The 15030-nt window shown below is 70.3% G+C and carries 13 protein-coding genes; 8 read left to right on the top strand and 5 right to left on the bottom strand.

The window, feature by feature from the left end:
- The first annotated feature begins 163 nt into the window (after positions 1-163).
- The gene (locus ACZ3II_RS08930) at positions 164-1051 is read left to right on the top strand and encodes a CDP-alcohol phosphatidyltransferase family protein (RefSeq protein WP_465517255.1); all 888 of its coding nucleotides are present in this window, start codon (positions 164-166) and stop codon (positions 1049-1051) included.
- Between the two features lie 123 nt (positions 1052-1174).
- On the opposite strand, the gene ACZ3II_RS08925 is transcribed toward ACZ3II_RS08930, so the two are convergent.
- Genes ACZ3II_RS08925 through ACZ3II_RS08915 form a run of 3 tightly spaced genes read right to left on the bottom strand, consistent with a single transcriptional unit; the run spans position 1175 to position 4539 of the window.
- Positions 1175-2422 (bottom strand): phosphatidylserine decarboxylase, encoded by a 1248-nt coding sequence (locus ACZ3II_RS08925; RefSeq protein WP_465517048.1) that lies wholly within the window; start codon positions 2420-2422, stop codon positions 1175-1177.
- Between the two features lie 57 nt (positions 2423-2479).
- Positions 2480-3043: a phage holin family protein gene (locus tag ACZ3II_RS08920; RefSeq protein ID WP_465517047.1), complete on the bottom strand. Its 564-nt coding sequence runs from the start codon at positions 3041-3043 to the stop codon at positions 2480-2482.
- Positions 3040-4539, bottom strand: a complete 1500-nt coding sequence (locus ACZ3II_RS08915) for a PspC domain-containing protein (RefSeq protein ID WP_465517046.1) — start codon at positions 4537-4539, stop codon at positions 3040-3042. Before ACZ3II_RS08915 ends, ACZ3II_RS08920 begins: the two co-directional genes overlap by 4 nt.
- Before the next feature lie 131 nt (positions 4540-4670).
- Here ACZ3II_RS08915 and ACZ3II_RS08910 point away from each other — a divergent pair, with 131 nt between their 5' ends.
- From ACZ3II_RS08910 to ACZ3II_RS08880, 7 genes are all read left to right on the top strand, one after another.
- Positions 4671-5927, top strand: a complete 1257-nt coding sequence (locus ACZ3II_RS08910) for a PspC domain-containing protein (RefSeq protein WP_465517045.1) — start codon at positions 4671-4673, stop codon at positions 5925-5927.
- On the top strand, positions 5924-6592 hold the full coding sequence (locus ACZ3II_RS08905) for a response regulator (RefSeq protein ID WP_465517044.1): 669 nt from the start codon (positions 5924-5926) through the stop codon (positions 6590-6592). Before ACZ3II_RS08910 ends, ACZ3II_RS08905 begins: the two co-directional genes overlap by 4 nt.
- Before the next feature lie 244 nt (positions 6593-6836).
- Complete coding sequence (locus ACZ3II_RS08900; protein WP_465517043.1) at positions 6837-8471, top strand: peptide ABC transporter substrate-binding protein; 1635 nt, start codon at positions 6837-6839, stop codon at positions 8469-8471.
- 83 nt (positions 8472-8554) lie between these two features.
- Positions 8555-9481 (top strand): ABC transporter permease, encoded by a 927-nt coding sequence (locus ACZ3II_RS08895; protein WP_465517042.1) that lies wholly within the window; start codon positions 8555-8557, stop codon positions 9479-9481.
- Complete coding sequence (locus tag ACZ3II_RS08890; protein WP_465517041.1) at positions 9474-10337, top strand: ABC transporter permease; 864 nt, start codon at positions 9474-9476, stop codon at positions 10335-10337. Before ACZ3II_RS08895 ends, ACZ3II_RS08890 begins: the two co-directional genes overlap by 8 nt.
- A 109-nt stretch (positions 10338-10446) precedes the next feature.
- Positions 10447-11475: an ABC transporter ATP-binding protein gene (locus tag ACZ3II_RS08885; protein WP_465517040.1), complete on the top strand. Its 1029-nt coding sequence runs from the start codon at positions 10447-10449 to the stop codon at positions 11473-11475.
- A complete protein-coding gene (locus tag ACZ3II_RS08880) occupies positions 11468-12430 on the top strand; it encodes an ABC transporter ATP-binding protein (protein WP_465517039.1) in 963 nt (320 codons plus the stop codon). Before ACZ3II_RS08885 ends, ACZ3II_RS08880 begins: the two co-directional genes overlap by 8 nt.
- Before the next feature lie 121 nt (positions 12431-12551).
- Here ACZ3II_RS08880 and ACZ3II_RS08875 read toward each other — a convergent pair whose 3' ends face one another.
- Together ACZ3II_RS08875 and ACZ3II_RS08870 are read right to left on the bottom strand one after the other, a co-directional pair.
- The gene (locus tag ACZ3II_RS08875; RefSeq protein ID WP_465517038.1) at positions 12552-12842 is read right to left on the bottom strand and encodes a chorismate mutase; all 291 of its coding nucleotides are present in this window, start codon (positions 12840-12842) and stop codon (positions 12552-12554) included.
- 236 nt (positions 12843-13078) lie between these two features.
- Entirely contained in the window at positions 13079-14881 is a 1803-nt protein-coding gene (locus tag ACZ3II_RS08870; RefSeq protein WP_465517037.1) for a bifunctional metallophosphatase/5'-nucleotidase, read from the bottom strand.
- Between the last annotated feature and the right edge of the window lie 149 nt (positions 14882-15030).

Genomic DNA, 15030 nt, shown 5'->3' with positions numbered 1-15030 from the left:
GGCCGTCCGGCTGTGCGATGGTGTAACCCGCAATTTCGCCGGGCACATATGTGACCGACGGAACAACCGAACTCCCTGGAGGAAGCACGTGCCGAGTACCCCTTGGCGCCGGCGTCGCACGACGGATAGTCCCCGTCCCGCCGGACGTCGTTGGGCAGGCCGGCTGCGCCGCGGCGGGACTCTCGCGCGGCAAGCCCTGTTGGTTCGGGTGGGCCGCCGCTCCGCCGAGACCGGACGGGCCGCGACCGCGACCCGGGCCGAGGTTCTTCACGTCGGATCCGAGCCGGTGCGGACGATCACCATTCCCGCGCCGGGGGTTCCTGTGGACGTGTCCGTCGCCGAGTCCGACCCGGCGCCGGCTTCCATCCCCCTGCTTCCCGGTGAGCGCACCATGTCCCGCCGTGCGAGCTTCGCACTCGTCAACGCCTGCACCCTCGCCAGCCTCGCCCTCGGCCTGATGGCGATCTTCCTGGCCATGGACGGTCAGGTCCGGATCGCCGCCGCGTTCCTGGTCGCCTGCGTCGTCTTCGACGGCCTGGACGGCGCGCTCGCCCGCAAGCTGGGCGTCGCCAGCCCGTTCGGCGCGCAGATGGACTCGCTCGCCGACATGTGCTCGTTCGGCCTCGCCGCGCCCGTGGTGGTCTACGCCTCCCTCGCCGACGAGGTGCCCCCGGCCGCCGCCGCCGTCGCCACCGCCCTGGTGGCCGGTTGCGCCGCGATCCGGCTGGCCCGCTTCAACGTCTCACCGAAGGACGGCCGCTTCTTCTGCGGCGTCCCCACCACGATGGCCGCCGCCGTCCTGGCCCTCACCGTGCTGATCGGCCTGCCGCTGCCCGGCATGGTCCTGCTGGCCGGCGTGACGCTCCTCGCTTTCGCGATGGTCTCCAGCTTCCCCTACGCGAAGCTGGCCCGCCTGATGAAGCTCCCGCCCTGGCTGTGGCTCCTGCCGATCGTCGGCGCCCTGATCGAGCCCCGCATGACCTTCGTCATGATCGTCGCGACGTACCTGGTCAGCGGCCCGGTCCTCTGGATGCGCGCCAAGCGCGCCTGACCCACCGACTTCGACGGCGAAGGCCGCTTCCCACCCGGGAGGCGGCCTTCGCCGCGCTTGCGGTCAGATCCGGCTGGTGGTGAGGGCTGTCTCACGCGGGCCCTCATCACCAGCCGAGCACGTTCAGCTCTTCCAGCGGGCGATGACCGTGGAACCGCCGACGACGCGTTCCCCGACGGAGACCAGGGCCTCGGCCCCGTCGGCGGGAAGGTAGACGTCGGTGCGGGAGCCGAAACGGATCAGGCCGTAGCGCTCACCCTTGGCCAGCAGGGTGCCGACGGGGGCGCGCTGCACGATCCGGCGGGCGATCAGGCCGGTGCGCTGGGCGACGACCACGGTGCCGTGGGCGGTGTCCAGAACCGTGTAGGCGGCCACGTTGTGCTCAGCGGCAGCGGTCGCGGCGTTGGCGTAGCCGCCTTCCTCGACGAAGTAGTCGGCGACCCGGCCGGCCACCGGCGCCCGGTTCACGTGCACGTCGAAGACCGACAGGAACACCGCGATCCGCAGGAACTCGCCGGGGCCGAACCGCTCGTCCCGCAGCCGCTCCACCGAGAGAACCTTGCCGTCGGCGGCGGAGGCGATGGCCGACGGGTCGGTCGGGACGTCCCGCTCCGGGTCACGGAAGAAAGCGGCGACCGGGGCGGCGGCGACCGCGGGGAGCAGCCACAGCTTCGACTTCGGGCGGGCGCGGCGGGCCAGCGCGGCCAGACCGAGCGCGATGCCGGCGGCGGCGACACCGTTCGAGTCGATGTGCATGGTCCGGGTCAGCGGGACGCTGGACGTCCGGTACGCGGGGGCGACAGCGGACGCCGTCGACACCTCGGCCGGGCTGAAGCGCAGCTTGTGCACCCGCAGCGGCGGCTGGTTGCGGACCACCAGGTCGGAGCCGACACCGAAGAGGGCGCCCTGGCGGAAGAGTTCAGCGGCGGCGCCGGCGGTGCGGCCCGGGCCGGCGGGCACGGCCACCGAGAGGACGGCGCCGTCGGCGAGGTACTTGCCGAGGCGGTCGATCAGCGTACGGGTCTCCTCGGCGGTGCCGGTCAGCGGCTCGCCGACGATCACCACGTCGGCGGGCTGGGCCTCGTCGAGGGACTCCAGCACCTTCACCCGGTCGGCGACCCAGCTGCCCAGGCCGGTGATGTGGCCGCGGAGCAGGTCGGTGCTGCTGTTGTCGCTGGGAACGAGCGTGATGGTGTCGCCGGGCAGCAGCGCCTCGACGGCGGCGGCCACCACGGGCGAGGCGTGGTCGGCGCCGACCAGCAGAGCGGACGTTGCCGCGTTCTGCCGGGCGAACTCGGCGGTCAGGGCGCGGGCGGCCCGGGCGCCCACGCCGGGGACGGGCGCGACGGAAACGGTCGGAAACGCGGTCATCCAGCGAGCATATTGCCCCGCCCACCAGAGAGTCCTGCGTGGGCGGGGCACAGCGGCTCAGTCCCGGGCGGGCCGCTCGGTCGTACCCGAGACAGAACGGTCGGTCTCGCCGTCGGCGGACCGGCCGGCCGCGTGCGGGAAAGAACGGTCGGTCTCGCCGTGGGGCGAACGTTCGGTCGCGCTGTTGGCGAGACGGTCGGCCGCGGGCTGGGGAGAACGGTCGGTCGTGCTCTGGGTGGGGCGGTCGGGCACGGTCTGGGTAGGGCGGTCGTGCGCGGTTCGGGTGGGGTGGTTGCCTGCCGGGTGTTCGCGGTCGAACTTGTCGGCCGGGTCGTCCAGCAGCTCACGGACGATCGCGGCGTGCATCTCCGCGGGCAGGTCGCCGGGGGTCTCGGTGGTCGCGGTGGCCGGGACCGGCGCCGGGGCGGGCGTCTCCCGCCGGCCGGACCGGATGGCGCCGAACAGGCCGATCACCCCGAAGAAGATCAGTCCGCCGGCCACGATCCAGCCGACCGCCGGCAGTTCGAGGGTGATCACCTGGGAGATCGCCCACCAGAGCGCGACGGTCAGGAAGATCAGCCCGAAGCTGAGGGACACCCCGTCCATCCGGTGCGGTTTCATCGGATCACCTCCAGGTTGCCGGCGTCGACGCGGATGTCGAGGGCGAGTTTGCCGTCGTTGACGCCCTGCGTGCCGTTGTCGGTGACCTCGTGGTGGGAGCTGTCGTTGAACTCCTCGCCGAAGAGGACCATCCGGCCGCCGTCGACCCCGGCGGTGACTGTCGCGTCGACGTCGTCCGGGAGCAGGACACGCAGCTGGCCGAGCTCCATGGTGACGCCGATGCTCTGGGTCTGCTTGTCGAAGTCGACGGCACGCAGGTCGAGGGTGACGTTGCCGATGTCGAAGTCGTACTGGTCGGCGACGGCGGCGAGCGTGGTCGGGCGGTAGACGCTGGGCGTCCAGTTGTCGCCGACGCGCTCCGCCCCGGAGGAGACGGCCAGCGCGAGGCTGAGCACCAGGGCCAGCGCGATGAGACCGCGGGCCCGGCCGAACCAGGTGCCGACGATCAGGCCGAGCGCGGTGGTGACCAGGGCCGCCGCGAAGTAGGCGGAGATGTCCACGTCCACACCGCTCATGTCGACCAGCCCGACCAGGCCGGTCACCATGATGACGGCGAAGAACGTCAGCCGGCCCAGGATCGAGCGCTCCTTCGGCGGCTTCGGCGCCTTGGGCGGTTTCGGCGGGGCGGGCGGCGGCGGGGTGGGACCGGCGAACGGGCCGTGCGGCGCGAACGGCGGGCGGAACCCACCGGCCGGCGGCGCGGGCGGTGGCGGCGGGGTGTACGCGGGCTGGGTGTATGCGGGCGGGGCGTACGCGGGCGGCGTGTACGGCGGCGGTGGGTACGCGGCCGGCGGCGCGGGCGTGTTCACCGGTTCAGCGGCCGGTGCGGCCGGGGCCGGCGCGGTGAACGCCACGGTCGGCTCGTCGGTCGCCGGAGCCGGCGGCGGGGCCGGTGGTGGGGGCGCTGCCGGGGCACCCGGAAACGAGGGGGCGCCACCCCGTTTGATCAGCAGGAACGCGCCGAGGATCACGGCTGCCGCGAGCATGCTGGCACGGGCGCCGGAGTTGACGATGAACGCGAAGGTGATCAGCGCGGCGGCGCCGAGCAGCACCACCGACAGCGGCGCCATCCCGGACTGGCCCTTGCCGAGCAGCGACTCGACCGGGGAGGCGGTGTCGCCCTCGGACGGGATGATCAGCCAGCCGATCAGATAGAGCAGGACGCCGGTGCCGCCGAGGACGCCGAGCACGGCGAGCAGCACCCGCCAGAGCACCGGGTCGGTATTGGTGGCCCTGCCCAGGGCGCCGCAGACACCGGCCACGTAACGGCCGTGGCGGGGCCGGACCAGCTGCTGGCGGGCCCAGGCCGCGGAGGCGGCGGAGACCCACGGCGGCACGTTGGACCCCTGCGGGAAACCGGGACCCGGGCCGGCAGCGGGGCCCGGGCCGAAACCAGGGCCGGGGCCGGCGGTGGTGGACGTGGAAGGTGCCGGCTCGTCCTGCGGACCGGCACCCGGCGTGGAAGGCCCGCGGGGTTCGGCAGCTTCGTCGTTCATGCTTCGATCCTGCTCGCGCCCGCACCCCACGCGCTTCCGGAACCGACCCTGAGGCCACCCTGAGATATCGACCCCGGGTACCCGGGAACACCCCCGTGGCCCTGGCCCGCCCGACGTGTGACGATCGGTGGGTGACCACCGCTGCCGCGCCGCAACCGCGCCGTCTCTACCGGCCGCGCGACCATCGCATCGTCGCCGGGGTCGCCGCCGGCCTGGCCCGTCACCTCGGCATGCCGGTGCTGGCCATCCGCATCACGCTCGTCGTGCTGCTCGGCTTCAACGCTCTCGGCCTGCTGCTCTACGCCGCCTACTGGGCGGTCCTCCCGCAGGAGGCGCGCGGCGACGAGGAGCCGGCCCGCCGGGATTTCGGCGCCCTGCTGCCGTTCGCCGCGATCGGCATGGGCGTGGTGCTGCTGCAGGCCCTGGTCTTCGAGGACCAGGTGGCCACCACGGCCGGCTGGATGATCGCGGTGATCGCGGTCGGCGCCGGTGTGATCTGGCACCAGTCCGACCCGAGCCGCCGCGAGCTGCGCTCGGAGAACCTGGCGTCCACCCCGTGGTTCGCGGCCATCGTCTCGGAGACCGACCGGCGGTCCTTCCTGTTCCGGTTCATCGGGGGCGGGGTGCTGGTCGCGGTCGGCATCATCGGCGTGGTCGCGGTCTATGCCAACGGTTCGCTCACCGCCGTGGTCAACGGCGTGATTTTCGCGTTCGTCGGCCTGCTCGGCGTGGGTGTGGTGGTCGCGCCGCTGGTCTGGCGCACGTTCGGGCAGTTGCGGGCCGAGCGCGAGGGCCGGATCCGGGAGCAGGAGCGGGCCGAGCTGGCCGCCATGATCCACGATCAGGTGCTGCACACGCTGGCCCTGATCCAGCGCAACTCCGCCGACATCAAGGAGGTGCAGCGTCTGGCCCGGGGGCAGGAGCGCAGCCTCCGCAACTGGCTCTACCGGCCGGCCGGCTCGCCGACGGAGCGGTTCGCCGCGGCGCTGGAGCAGGCCGCGGCCGAGGTGGAGGACACCTTCGCGATCACCGTGGAGACCGTCGTGGTGGGGGACACCTCCTGCGACGAGCGGGTGGCGGCGCTGGTCGCGGCAGCGCGGGAGGCGCTGGTCAACGCGGCCCGGCATGCGGGGGTGCAGACGGTTTCGCTCTACGCCGAGGTGGAGGAGGATGAGCTGAGCGTCTTCGTCCGGGATCGGGGCGCGGGCTTCGAGCTCGGCGGCGTGGCGGACAGCCGGCACGGGGTCCGCGGGTCGATCATCGGGCGGATGCAACGGCATGGTGGGCGGGCGGAGATCCGCAGCGCCCTCGGAGACGGTACGGAGGTGCGGCTCATGCTTCCCATGGCGCGGGAGAGCGTGACCGCCGGTAAGGAGTCTGTGCGATGACCGAGCCCGCGATCGAGCCGGAGGCCCGCAGGCTGACCGTCTTCCTGGTCGACGACCACGCGATGTTCCGCGCCGGGGTGCGTGCCGAGCTGGGCGCCCACGTCGACGTGGTGGGGGAGGCGAGTTCGGTGGCGGAGGCGGTCAGCCGGATCGCCGCGGTGCAGCCCGACGTGGTCCTGCTGGACGTGCACATGCCGGACGGCGGCGGCCGGGCCGTGCTGGAGCAGGTCCGCCGCACCCATCCGCAGGTCCGTTTCCTGGCGCTGTCGGTGTCGGATGCCGCGGAGGACGTGATCGGCCTGATCCGGGCCGGCGCCCGGGGTTATGTGACGAAGACGATCTCGCCGGACGAGCTGGCCGCGGCGGTGCGCCGGGTGGCCGACGGGGACGCGGTCTTCAGCCCGCGGCTGGCCGGTTTCGTGCTGGACGCGTTCGCCTCCCGGGCCGATGTGCCGGTGGCCGATCCGGAGCTGGACCAGCTCACCAACCGGGAGCGGGAGGTGCTGCGGCTGCTCGCCCGGGGCTACGCGTACAAGGAGATCGCGAAAGAGCTGTACATCTCCATCAAGACCGTGGAGACCCACGTTTCGAACGTTCTGCGCAAATTGCAGATGAGTAACCGTTACGAACTGTCACGATGGGCGGCCGATCGGCGTCTCGTCTGACCCGCCCGAAGGAGCCCCCGCAGCCATGCTTCGGCTAGGCTGCGCTCCGTGCCGGACCCGGAGCCCCTCGGAGTATCCGCAGTTCAGGAGGATTTAATCCGCCTAAAGGGATGCTCAAGGGATCTTCTCGGGATGTTTACGGTGAATATCGGCTTGATAACGGGGCTCCGGGTTCTCGTGCCTCTGTGTCACAGTGGCAGCGACTCACACACCCCTCGTGAGCGCCCCTGAAGGAGGCACTCCCATGTTTGGGAAACGCCCATGGAAGATGGCGGCCTGTGCGGCCGCCATCTCCTTGTTGGTTGCCGGCTGTGGCGACGGTGACGCGGACGACGCGAGCGCGAACGCGAACACCATCACGATCGGGATCGCCGAGCCGGCCGCCCTCCTGCCGACCAACGTCGGCGACGCCACGGGCTCTCAGGTGCTGAAGTCGCTGTTCTACCCGCTGGTGGACATCAACTCGCAGAACCAGCCGGTCGAGGTCGCGGCCGAGGCGATCCGCCCGGACAAGACCAACAAGGTGTGGACGATCAAGCTCAAGCCGGGCTTCACGTTCCACAACGGCGAGAAGGTCACCGCGCAGAGCTACGTCGACGCGTGGAACTTCGGCGCCTACGGGCCGAACGCGCAGAACAGCGGCTACTTCTTCGCGCGGATCGCCGGCTATGCCGAGATGAACCCCGAGGACCCGGACGGCAAGGGCCCGCAGAAGGCGCCCAAGCCGAAGGTCAGCAAGCTGTCCGGCCTCAAGGTGCTCAACGAGCTGACCTTCCAGGTCACGCTCTCCGCGCCGTTCTCCGGCTGGAAGACGGTGATGGCCTACTCGGTCTTCTACCCGCTGCCGAAGGCCGCGTTCGCCAAGGACGGCTCGATCGCCAAGGGCTTCGAAGAGAAGATCATCGGTAACGGCCCGTTCAAGATCAAGGGCCAGTGGGAGCACGACGACAAGATCGTCGTGGAGAAGGTGGCCGACTTCAAGGGCCAGGTGCCGAAGATCGACGGCATCACCTGGAAGGTCTACCAGGACCCGGTCGCTCAGTACGCCGACCTGGTCTCGAACAACATCGACGTGCAGACCGAGATCCCGATCGAGTCGCTGTCCAAGGCCTCGTCCGACCTGGGCGAGCGTTATCAGACCAGCAGCAACTCGACGATCGACTTCCTCGGCTTCCCGCTGTACCAGCCGGAGTACAAGAACCCCGACGTCCGCCGGGCCATCTCGATGGCGATCAACCGGGAGGAGATCGCCAACCAGATCTTCCTCGGCGCGCGGCTGGTGTCGAAGTCGTTCGTGTCGCCGGTGGTGGCCGGTTACCGGGAGAACAGCTGCGGCACGTCGTGCGACTACAACCCGACCAAGGCCAAGGAGCTCTACGCCGCGGCCAAGGGTCCCGCCGAGATCAAGATCACTTACAACGTCGACGGTGGCCACCAGGCCTGGGTCGACGCGGCCTGCAACCAGATCCGGGCCATCCTCGGTGTGACCTGCACCGGCGTGCAGGAGGCGAAGTTCGCGGTGCTGCAGGCGAAGGCGCGGGCCCGCGAGCCGCTCGGCCTGATGCGTATGGGCTGGGTCATGGACTACCCGCTGATGGAGAACTACCTCGGCCCGATCTACGGCATCGACGGCTCCTCCAACTTCTACGGCTACGAGAACCCGGAGTTCGACGCGCTGGTGGCCGAGGGCTCGGAGGCCACGACCCAGGCCGCGGCGGAGAAGAAGTGGCAGGAGGCCGAGGACATGCTGGCCGAGGACATGCCGGTCATCCCGCTGTTCTCCCGGATGAACGTCTTCGGGTACTCGGAACACGTGCAGAACGTGGAGATGGACCTCTTCTCCAACGTGAACCTGTACGACATCGAGACGGTCGCCTGATCTGACCGCTTGATCGGTGGTGGCGTCACGGAGCGTATGCGACCGTGGCGCCACCGGCGTGTGGAAGAAGAGGCAAGAACCGGATGTTCCGCTATGTCGTGCGGCGCCTGCTGCAGATGATCCTGACGTTCTTCGGGGCCACCTTCGTGGTGTTCGCGCTGATGTTCGCCTACCAGGACGACCCCGTTCAGGCGCTGGCCGGCGAGAAACCGGTCAGTGCCAGCCTGCGTGCGGCACTCACTGAGCGTTACCACTTGGACGAGGGTTTCCTCGGCCAGTACTGGTACTACATGAAGGGCCTGCTCACCGGCGATCTGGGCCAGTCCATGACCGGCCGGGAGATCTCGGCCATGCTGTCGGACGCCTGGCCGGCGACCCTCCGGTTGTCGCTGATGGCGATCGTCATCGCGGCGGTGATCGCGATCGTGGCCGGCGTCTACTCCGGCATCCGCCGCGGCGGCTACTTCGACAACGGTGTGCTGGCGGCGACCCTGCTGCTGCTGGCCATGCCGATCGTGGTGCTCGCGCCGACCGCGCAGCTGATCTTCGGCATGGAGCTGGGCTGGTTCCCGGCGACCGCCTCCCGGAACGCCTCCTTCTACGCGATGCTGCTGCCGGCCATCGTGCTGGCCACCACGGTGGTCGCCACCGAGCTTCGCGTCACCCGTACGTCGGTGGTGGAGAACCTGCGGTCGGACTATGTGCGGACCGCCCGGGCCAAGGGCCTGTCCCCGCGCCGGGTGACCTGGGTGCACGTGCTGCGCAACTCGCTGATCCCGGTGATCACGCTGATCGGTGTCGACCTGGGCACCCTGATGTCCGGCGCGCTGATCACCGAGCAGGTGTTCAACATCCCGGGGGTCGGCCTCAACCTGGCCCGCGGGATCCGCACCGAGGACGGCCCGATGGTGGTCGGCTTCGTCAGCATCCTGGTGATCATCTTCCTGGTCGTGAACCTCGTTGTCGACCTGCTGTACGCCGCCCTCGACCCCAGGATCCGTTATGAATGAGACGCGGAGCCTCGCCGGCGACGCCTGGACCGACCTGCGCCGCAACAAGATCTTCTGGGCCGCGGCGGTCCTGGTCGCGCTGGTGCTGATGATGGCGGCGGTCCCGTCGCTGTTCACCTCGGCCGACCCTGCCTCCTGCACCCTGGCCAACCAGCACAAGGGCCCGGCCGGCGGGGCCATCTTCGGGTACGACTTCCAGGGCTGTGACGTCTTCGCCCAGACCGTTCACGGCACCCGCAACTCGATCCAGGTGGGGATCCTGTCCACCCTGCTGGCCGGTGTCCTCGGGATCGCGTTCGGGCTGGCGGCCGGCTACTTCGGCGGCCCCGTCGACTCGGTCCTGTCCCGGCTCACCGACATCTGGCTGGGTGTCCCGTTCCTGCTCGGCGCGATCGTCCTGTCCGGCCGGCTGTCCGCGGGGGAGAAGAACAACGGCGTCATGGCGGTGACGATCACCCTCGGCGTGCTGACCTGGACGTCGTCGGCCCGGGTCATGCGGTCCTCGGTGATCGCGGCGAAGAGTCAGGACTACGTGGCGGCGGCCCGGATGCTCGGGGCGGGCCCGGGGCGGCTGATGCTCCGGCACATCCTGCCGAACTCGATCGCCTCCGTCATCGTGGTGCTGACCCTGCTGCTGGGCGCGAACATCGCCGCCGAGGCCACCCTGTCCTACCTGGGCGTGGGCCTCAAGGGCGGCGCGCTGAGCTGGGGCCTGCAGATCGCCGACGCGCAGCGTTACGCCCGGCTGGCGGCCGCGCCGCTGATCTGGCCGTCCGCCTTCCTCGCCGCCACGGTGCTGGCCTTCATCATGCTCGGCGACGCCATCCGCGACGCCTTCGACCCGAAGCTGCGGTGATCTCATGACCGACGACGAGGCCCAGGCCGTGGTGATCTCATGACCGACGACGAGGCCCAGGCCGCGGTGATCTCATGACCGACGACGAAGCCCAGGCTGCGGGGAACGAATGACCGACATCAAGGCGCAGATGGACGTACTGCCCGGGATGGACCCGCGGGCGCCGCTGCTGCAGGTCAGCGACCTGCACGTGGAATTTCACACCCGCGACGGGGTGGCCAAGGCGGTCAACGGGGCGAACTTCTGGCTGAGCCCCGGCGAGACCCTGGCGATCCTCGGCGAGTCGGGTTGCGGCAAGTCGGTGACCGCCAGCGCGATCATGGGCATCGTGGAGAAGCCCGGCCGCGTCACCAAGGGCGAGATCCGCTACCGCGGCGTCGACCTGCAGCAGTTGCGCGAGGCGGAACGGCGCCGGGTCCGGGCCAACCGGATCGCGATGGTCTTCCAGGACGCGCTGTCCGCGCTGAACCCGGTCTACACCGTCGGTTTCCAGCTCGCCGAACTGTTCCGGGTGCACCGCGGCATGTCCCGCGCGGACGCCAAGAACCGGGCCGTGGACCTGCTCGATCAGGTCCGGATCCCGGGGGCGCGGAGCCGGGTCGACGACTACCCGCACCAGTTCTCCGGCGGTATGCGGCAGCGCGTCATGATCGCCATGGCGCTGGCGCTCGACCCCGAGGTGCTGATCGCCGACGAGCCGACCACCGCGCTCGACGTGACGGTGCAGGCGCAGATCATGGGCCTGCTCGCGGAGCTGCAGCGGCAGCGCAACATGGGCCTCATCCTGATCACGCACGACATGGGCGTGGTCGCCGACGTCGCCGACCGGATCTCGGTCATGTACGCCGGCCGGGTCATCGAGGAGGCGCCGGTCCATGACATCTACGCCCGCCCCGGTCACCCGTACACCCGCGCCCTGCTCGAATCGATCCCGCGGCTCGACCTGAAGGGCCAGCAGCTCAGCGTGATCCGCGGCCTGCCGCCGGCGTTGACCGACATCCCGCAGGGGTGCGCGTTCAACCCGCGCTGCCGGTACGCCAAGGACCCGTGCCGCCAGGATCCGCCGCCGCCGGCCTATGCGATCGCGCCGCGCCGTACCGCTCGCTGTCACTTCTTCCGGGAGGTCCTCGGTGACTGACGTCGTCCTCGAGACCCGCGGCCTGGTCAAGCACTTCAAGCAGGTGCGGGCGGTCGACGGGGTGGACGTGCGCCTGCGGCGCGGCGAGACCCTCGGCGTGGTGGGCGAGTCCGGCTGCGGCAAGTCGACACTGGCGAAGCTGCTGGTCGGGCTGGAGAAGCCGACGGCCGGTTCGGTCATGGTGCGCGGGCAGGACATGGCCCGGCTCAAGGGCGGTGATCTGCGCCGGGCCCGCCGCAACATCCAGATGGTGATGCAGGACCCGTACACCTCGCTCAACCCGCGGATGACGGTCGGCGACATCATCGGCGAGCCGTTCGAGATCCACCCGGACGTGGTGGCGAAGGGCAAGCGGCACCAGGCAGTGCAGGACCTGCTCGACACGGTGGGCCTCAACCCGGACCACGTGAACCGGTACCCGCATCAGTTCTCGGGTGGCCAGCGGCAGCGCATCGGCATCGCCCGGGCGCTCGCGCTGCGGCCGGAGATCATCGTGTGCGACGAGCCGGTGTCGGCGCTGGACGTGTCGATCCAGGCCCAGGTGATCAACCTGCTGGAGCGGCTGCAGGACGACTTCGGGCTGTCGTACATCTTCATCGCGCATGATCTGTCGGTGGTGCGGCACATCTCCGACCGGGTCGCCGTGATGTACCTCGGCAAGATCGTCGAGCAGGGTCACGACGTGGCGATCTACGATCAGCCGACCCACCCGTACACCCAGGCGCTTCTCTCCGCGGTGCCCGTGCCGGACCCGCGCCTGCGGGGCCACCGCAACCAGATCGTCCTGGAGGGCGAGGTCCCGTCACCGTCGGATCCGCCGTCCGGCTGCCGTTTCCGCACCCGCTGCTGGAAGGCACAGCACGTCTGCGCCGAGCAGGAGCCGGTGCTGCAGATCCGGGAGCGTTCGCCGCACCCCAGCGCCTGCCACTTCGCCGAGATCAGCCGCGTTCATTGAAAGACGCGCGACGGGCATGGTTTCCCTGCCCGTCGCGGTGCGTCTCTCTTCTTTCCGGTACGGGCCACCCGCGGCCGTGACGGCGCGGACAACGGCAGGCGCACCCGCAAGGAGGAGAAGGTCAGAGCGGTCCGCGGCCGGAGCGCAGCAGCAGCAGCGCGACCTGGGTGCCGTCCGGGCCGAGCGCCTCACGGAAGTGCTCGATGATCTCCCGCTCCCGGGCCAGCACCAGGCGGGTCCCGCCGCTGGCCATCCGGGTCTTGCCGACTTCCTGGGAGAGCGCGGCCCGCTCCAGCCAGAGATCGATGATCGTCTTGTCGATCTCGTTGATCCGCTCACGGATCGCACGGATCTTGGCGGCGGCCTCTTCCTCGCCCGCGCCGGTGGTCTGGTCCATCACGTCGACGGTCATTTCCTGCTCCTCGGGTGCTGGAGTTCCGGCCGGCCCGGCCCGGAAAGCATCAAGCCCCGAGCTGGCCGGCCCGGGGCTTGATGTAGGTCTGGAGATCAGGAGCGACCTACGGCTGCCGGGCGTCCGGTGCCATAGGAAAAAAATCGCGCCTGCTGGATCACGAGCCGAGTATGCCCCCGGCCCGGACGGTCCCGCAAGGAAACCGCCCGAGTGTTGGGACAGGAACAGGGGCTTGATCAGGGGATGGTCGTCAGCCGATCGGCCGGGCCGGGCGCGATCGGGCCGGTCGCCAGGTACGCGACGAGCGCGTCCACGTCGAAGCCGGGCGCGGTGACCCGCCCGTCGCCCAGTGTCAGATTGCTGAACCCGTCGCCGCCGTTGGCCAGGAAGTCGTTGGTGGTGACGAGATAGGTGGCGGCCGGGTCGATCGGCGTGCCGTTGAGCGCCAGGCCGGTGACCTTGGAACCGGGGGCCGCCGACGCGCTCCAGGTGTAGGTCAGGCCGGCCGACACCTGCAGGATCCGCTGGGCGGTCTGCCCGGCGAACCCGACGAACTGCTGCTCCAGGACGTCCTTGAGCTCGGCGCCGCTGAAGCTCTGGGTGACGACCAGGTTGTTGAACGGCTGGACGGTGAAGGCCTCCCCGTACGTCACCTGGCCGTAGGGCTCGCCGCCGCTGGACTGGTCGGCGTCCAGGTCGGCGCGGATGCCACCCGGGTTCATCAGCGCGATCTGGGCGCCGGCGGACCGCGTGTAGGCGAGTTGCGCGTCGGCGATCACGTCACCGAGCGGGCTCTCGCCGGCCGCGTTGTTCGCCCGGACGATGTCCGCGCTGATGCTGCCGACCAGCCGGTTCGCGATCGGGGCGACAGCGGTGCGGTACTTGTCGGCGACCTTCTTCGCTGCCGCGTCGACGGTGTCCGGGTTGCGCAGGTAGGCGCCGGAGGCGTCCTTGAGCCAGCCGCCGTTGCCGTCCGGCACCCCGTTCTCGACGATCACGTTCCGCGCGCTGATCCCGGTGAACCGGCCGGTTCGGCGGTCCAGCGTGTAGTCGATGTCGGTGACCAGCTGCCCGTTGGTGCCGGCGCTGGTGACGACGGTCTTCGTGCCCGCGCGGTTGGGCAGCGCGCACGAGTAGAAGCGGTGGGTGTGCCCGGAGATCACGGCGCCGATCGCCGGGTCCAGGCCGGCGACGATTCCGACGACCGGGCCGGTGAAGTTCACACAGTCCGAGACGCCGGGCGTGGGCGTGGCCGAACCCTGCGAGCCGCCCTCGTGCAGCAGCAGGACCTGCGCCTTCACCCCGTACGACGTCAGCACCCGGCTCCACTTGTTGGCGGTCTCCACCTCGTCGGTGAAGGTCACGTCCTTGATGCCGGCCGGGTTGACGATCCGCGGCGTGCCCTCCAGGGTCATGCCGATGAACCCGATCGGGACGCCGCCGACGTACCGGACACTGACCGGCGGCAGGATCGGTTTGCCGGTCTTCTTGTCGATGGTGTTCGCCGCCAGATAGGTGAAGCGGGCGCCCCGGTACGGGTCGCCGTCCTGGCATCCGTCGACCGGGTGGCAGCCGCCGCGCTGGATCCGCAGCAGCTCGGCCACGCCCTCGTCGAACTCGTGGTTGCCGACCGAGCTGACCTGCAACCCGATCTGGTTCATCAGCTCAATCGTCGGCTCGTCGTGGAACGCCGCGCTGACCAGCGGAGTTCCGCCGATCAGGTCGCCGGCCCCGGCCGTGATCGTCGCCGGGCTCTCCGCGCGCAGCCTCTTCAGCACCGTGGCCAGGTACTCCACGCCGCCGGCCGGAGTGCTGACGCCACTGGCGTTGACCACCGCGCCGCTGCCGGTCGGTGGGTCGATCGCCCCGTGGAAGTCGTTGTAGCTGAGGATCTGGCCCTTCACCACCGCCCCGGTTGGTTTCCCGTAGGAGACGGTGACCGGGGCGAACCCGGCCGCCTCGGACCGGGTGCCAGGGATCGCCGTGAGCACGCCGGCCGCGGCCAGAAGGGCCGCCGGGGCGGCAAGGTGACGCCGCATCTTCATGGGTCCCCCGATCGGAGAGATTTTTTCGTCGACCCGGACAGCCTGGTGGACCGGTCGATGCATCGCCACCACTTCGGGGTGACAGATTCATTGCTCAACCTTGATGTGTACGGGTGTCGGGCGGCGGATTCGTGTCGGTGGGG

It is taken from the genome of Actinoplanes sp. NPDC019969 (assembly GCF_055562375.1).
The sequence above is the reverse complement of the archived record's forward strand: the minus strand, read 5'-3'. Positions and strand labels throughout refer to the sequence as shown.

Coding starts and splice junctions, on each gene's coding strand:
- ACZ3II_RS08925 (WP_465517048.1), bottom strand. CDS start 2,422: ATGACCGCGTTTCCGACCGTTTCCGTCGCGCCCGTCCCCGGCGTGGGC.
- ACZ3II_RS08870 (WP_465517037.1), bottom strand. CDS start 14,881: ATGCGGCGTCACCTTGCCGCCCCGGCGGCCCTTCTGGCCGCGGCCGGC.
- ACZ3II_RS08900 (WP_465517043.1), top strand. CDS start 6,837: ATGTTTGGGAAACGCCCATGGAAGATGGCGGCCTGTGCGGCCGCCATC.
- ACZ3II_RS08895 (WP_465517042.1), top strand. CDS start 8,555: ATGTTCCGCTATGTCGTGCGGCGCCTGCTGCAGATGATCCTGACGTTC.
- ACZ3II_RS08885 (WP_465517040.1), top strand. CDS start 10,447: ATGACCGACATCAAGGCGCAGATGGACGTACTGCCCGGGATGGACCCG.
- ACZ3II_RS08915 (WP_465517046.1), bottom strand. CDS start 4,539: ATGAACGACGAAGCTGCCGAACCCCGCGGGCCTTCCACGCCGGGTGCC.
- ACZ3II_RS08920 (WP_465517047.1), bottom strand. CDS start 3,043: ATGAAACCGCACCGGATGGACGGGGTGTCCCTCAGCTTCGGGCTGATC.
- ACZ3II_RS08875 (WP_465517038.1), bottom strand. CDS start 12,842: ATGACCGTCGACGTGATGGACCAGACCACCGGCGCGGGCGAGGAAGAG.
- ACZ3II_RS08890 (WP_465517041.1), top strand. CDS start 9,474: ATGAATGAGACGCGGAGCCTCGCCGGCGACGCCTGGACCGACCTGCGC.
- ACZ3II_RS08905 (WP_465517044.1), top strand. CDS start 5,924: ATGACCGAGCCCGCGATCGAGCCGGAGGCCCGCAGGCTGACCGTCTTC.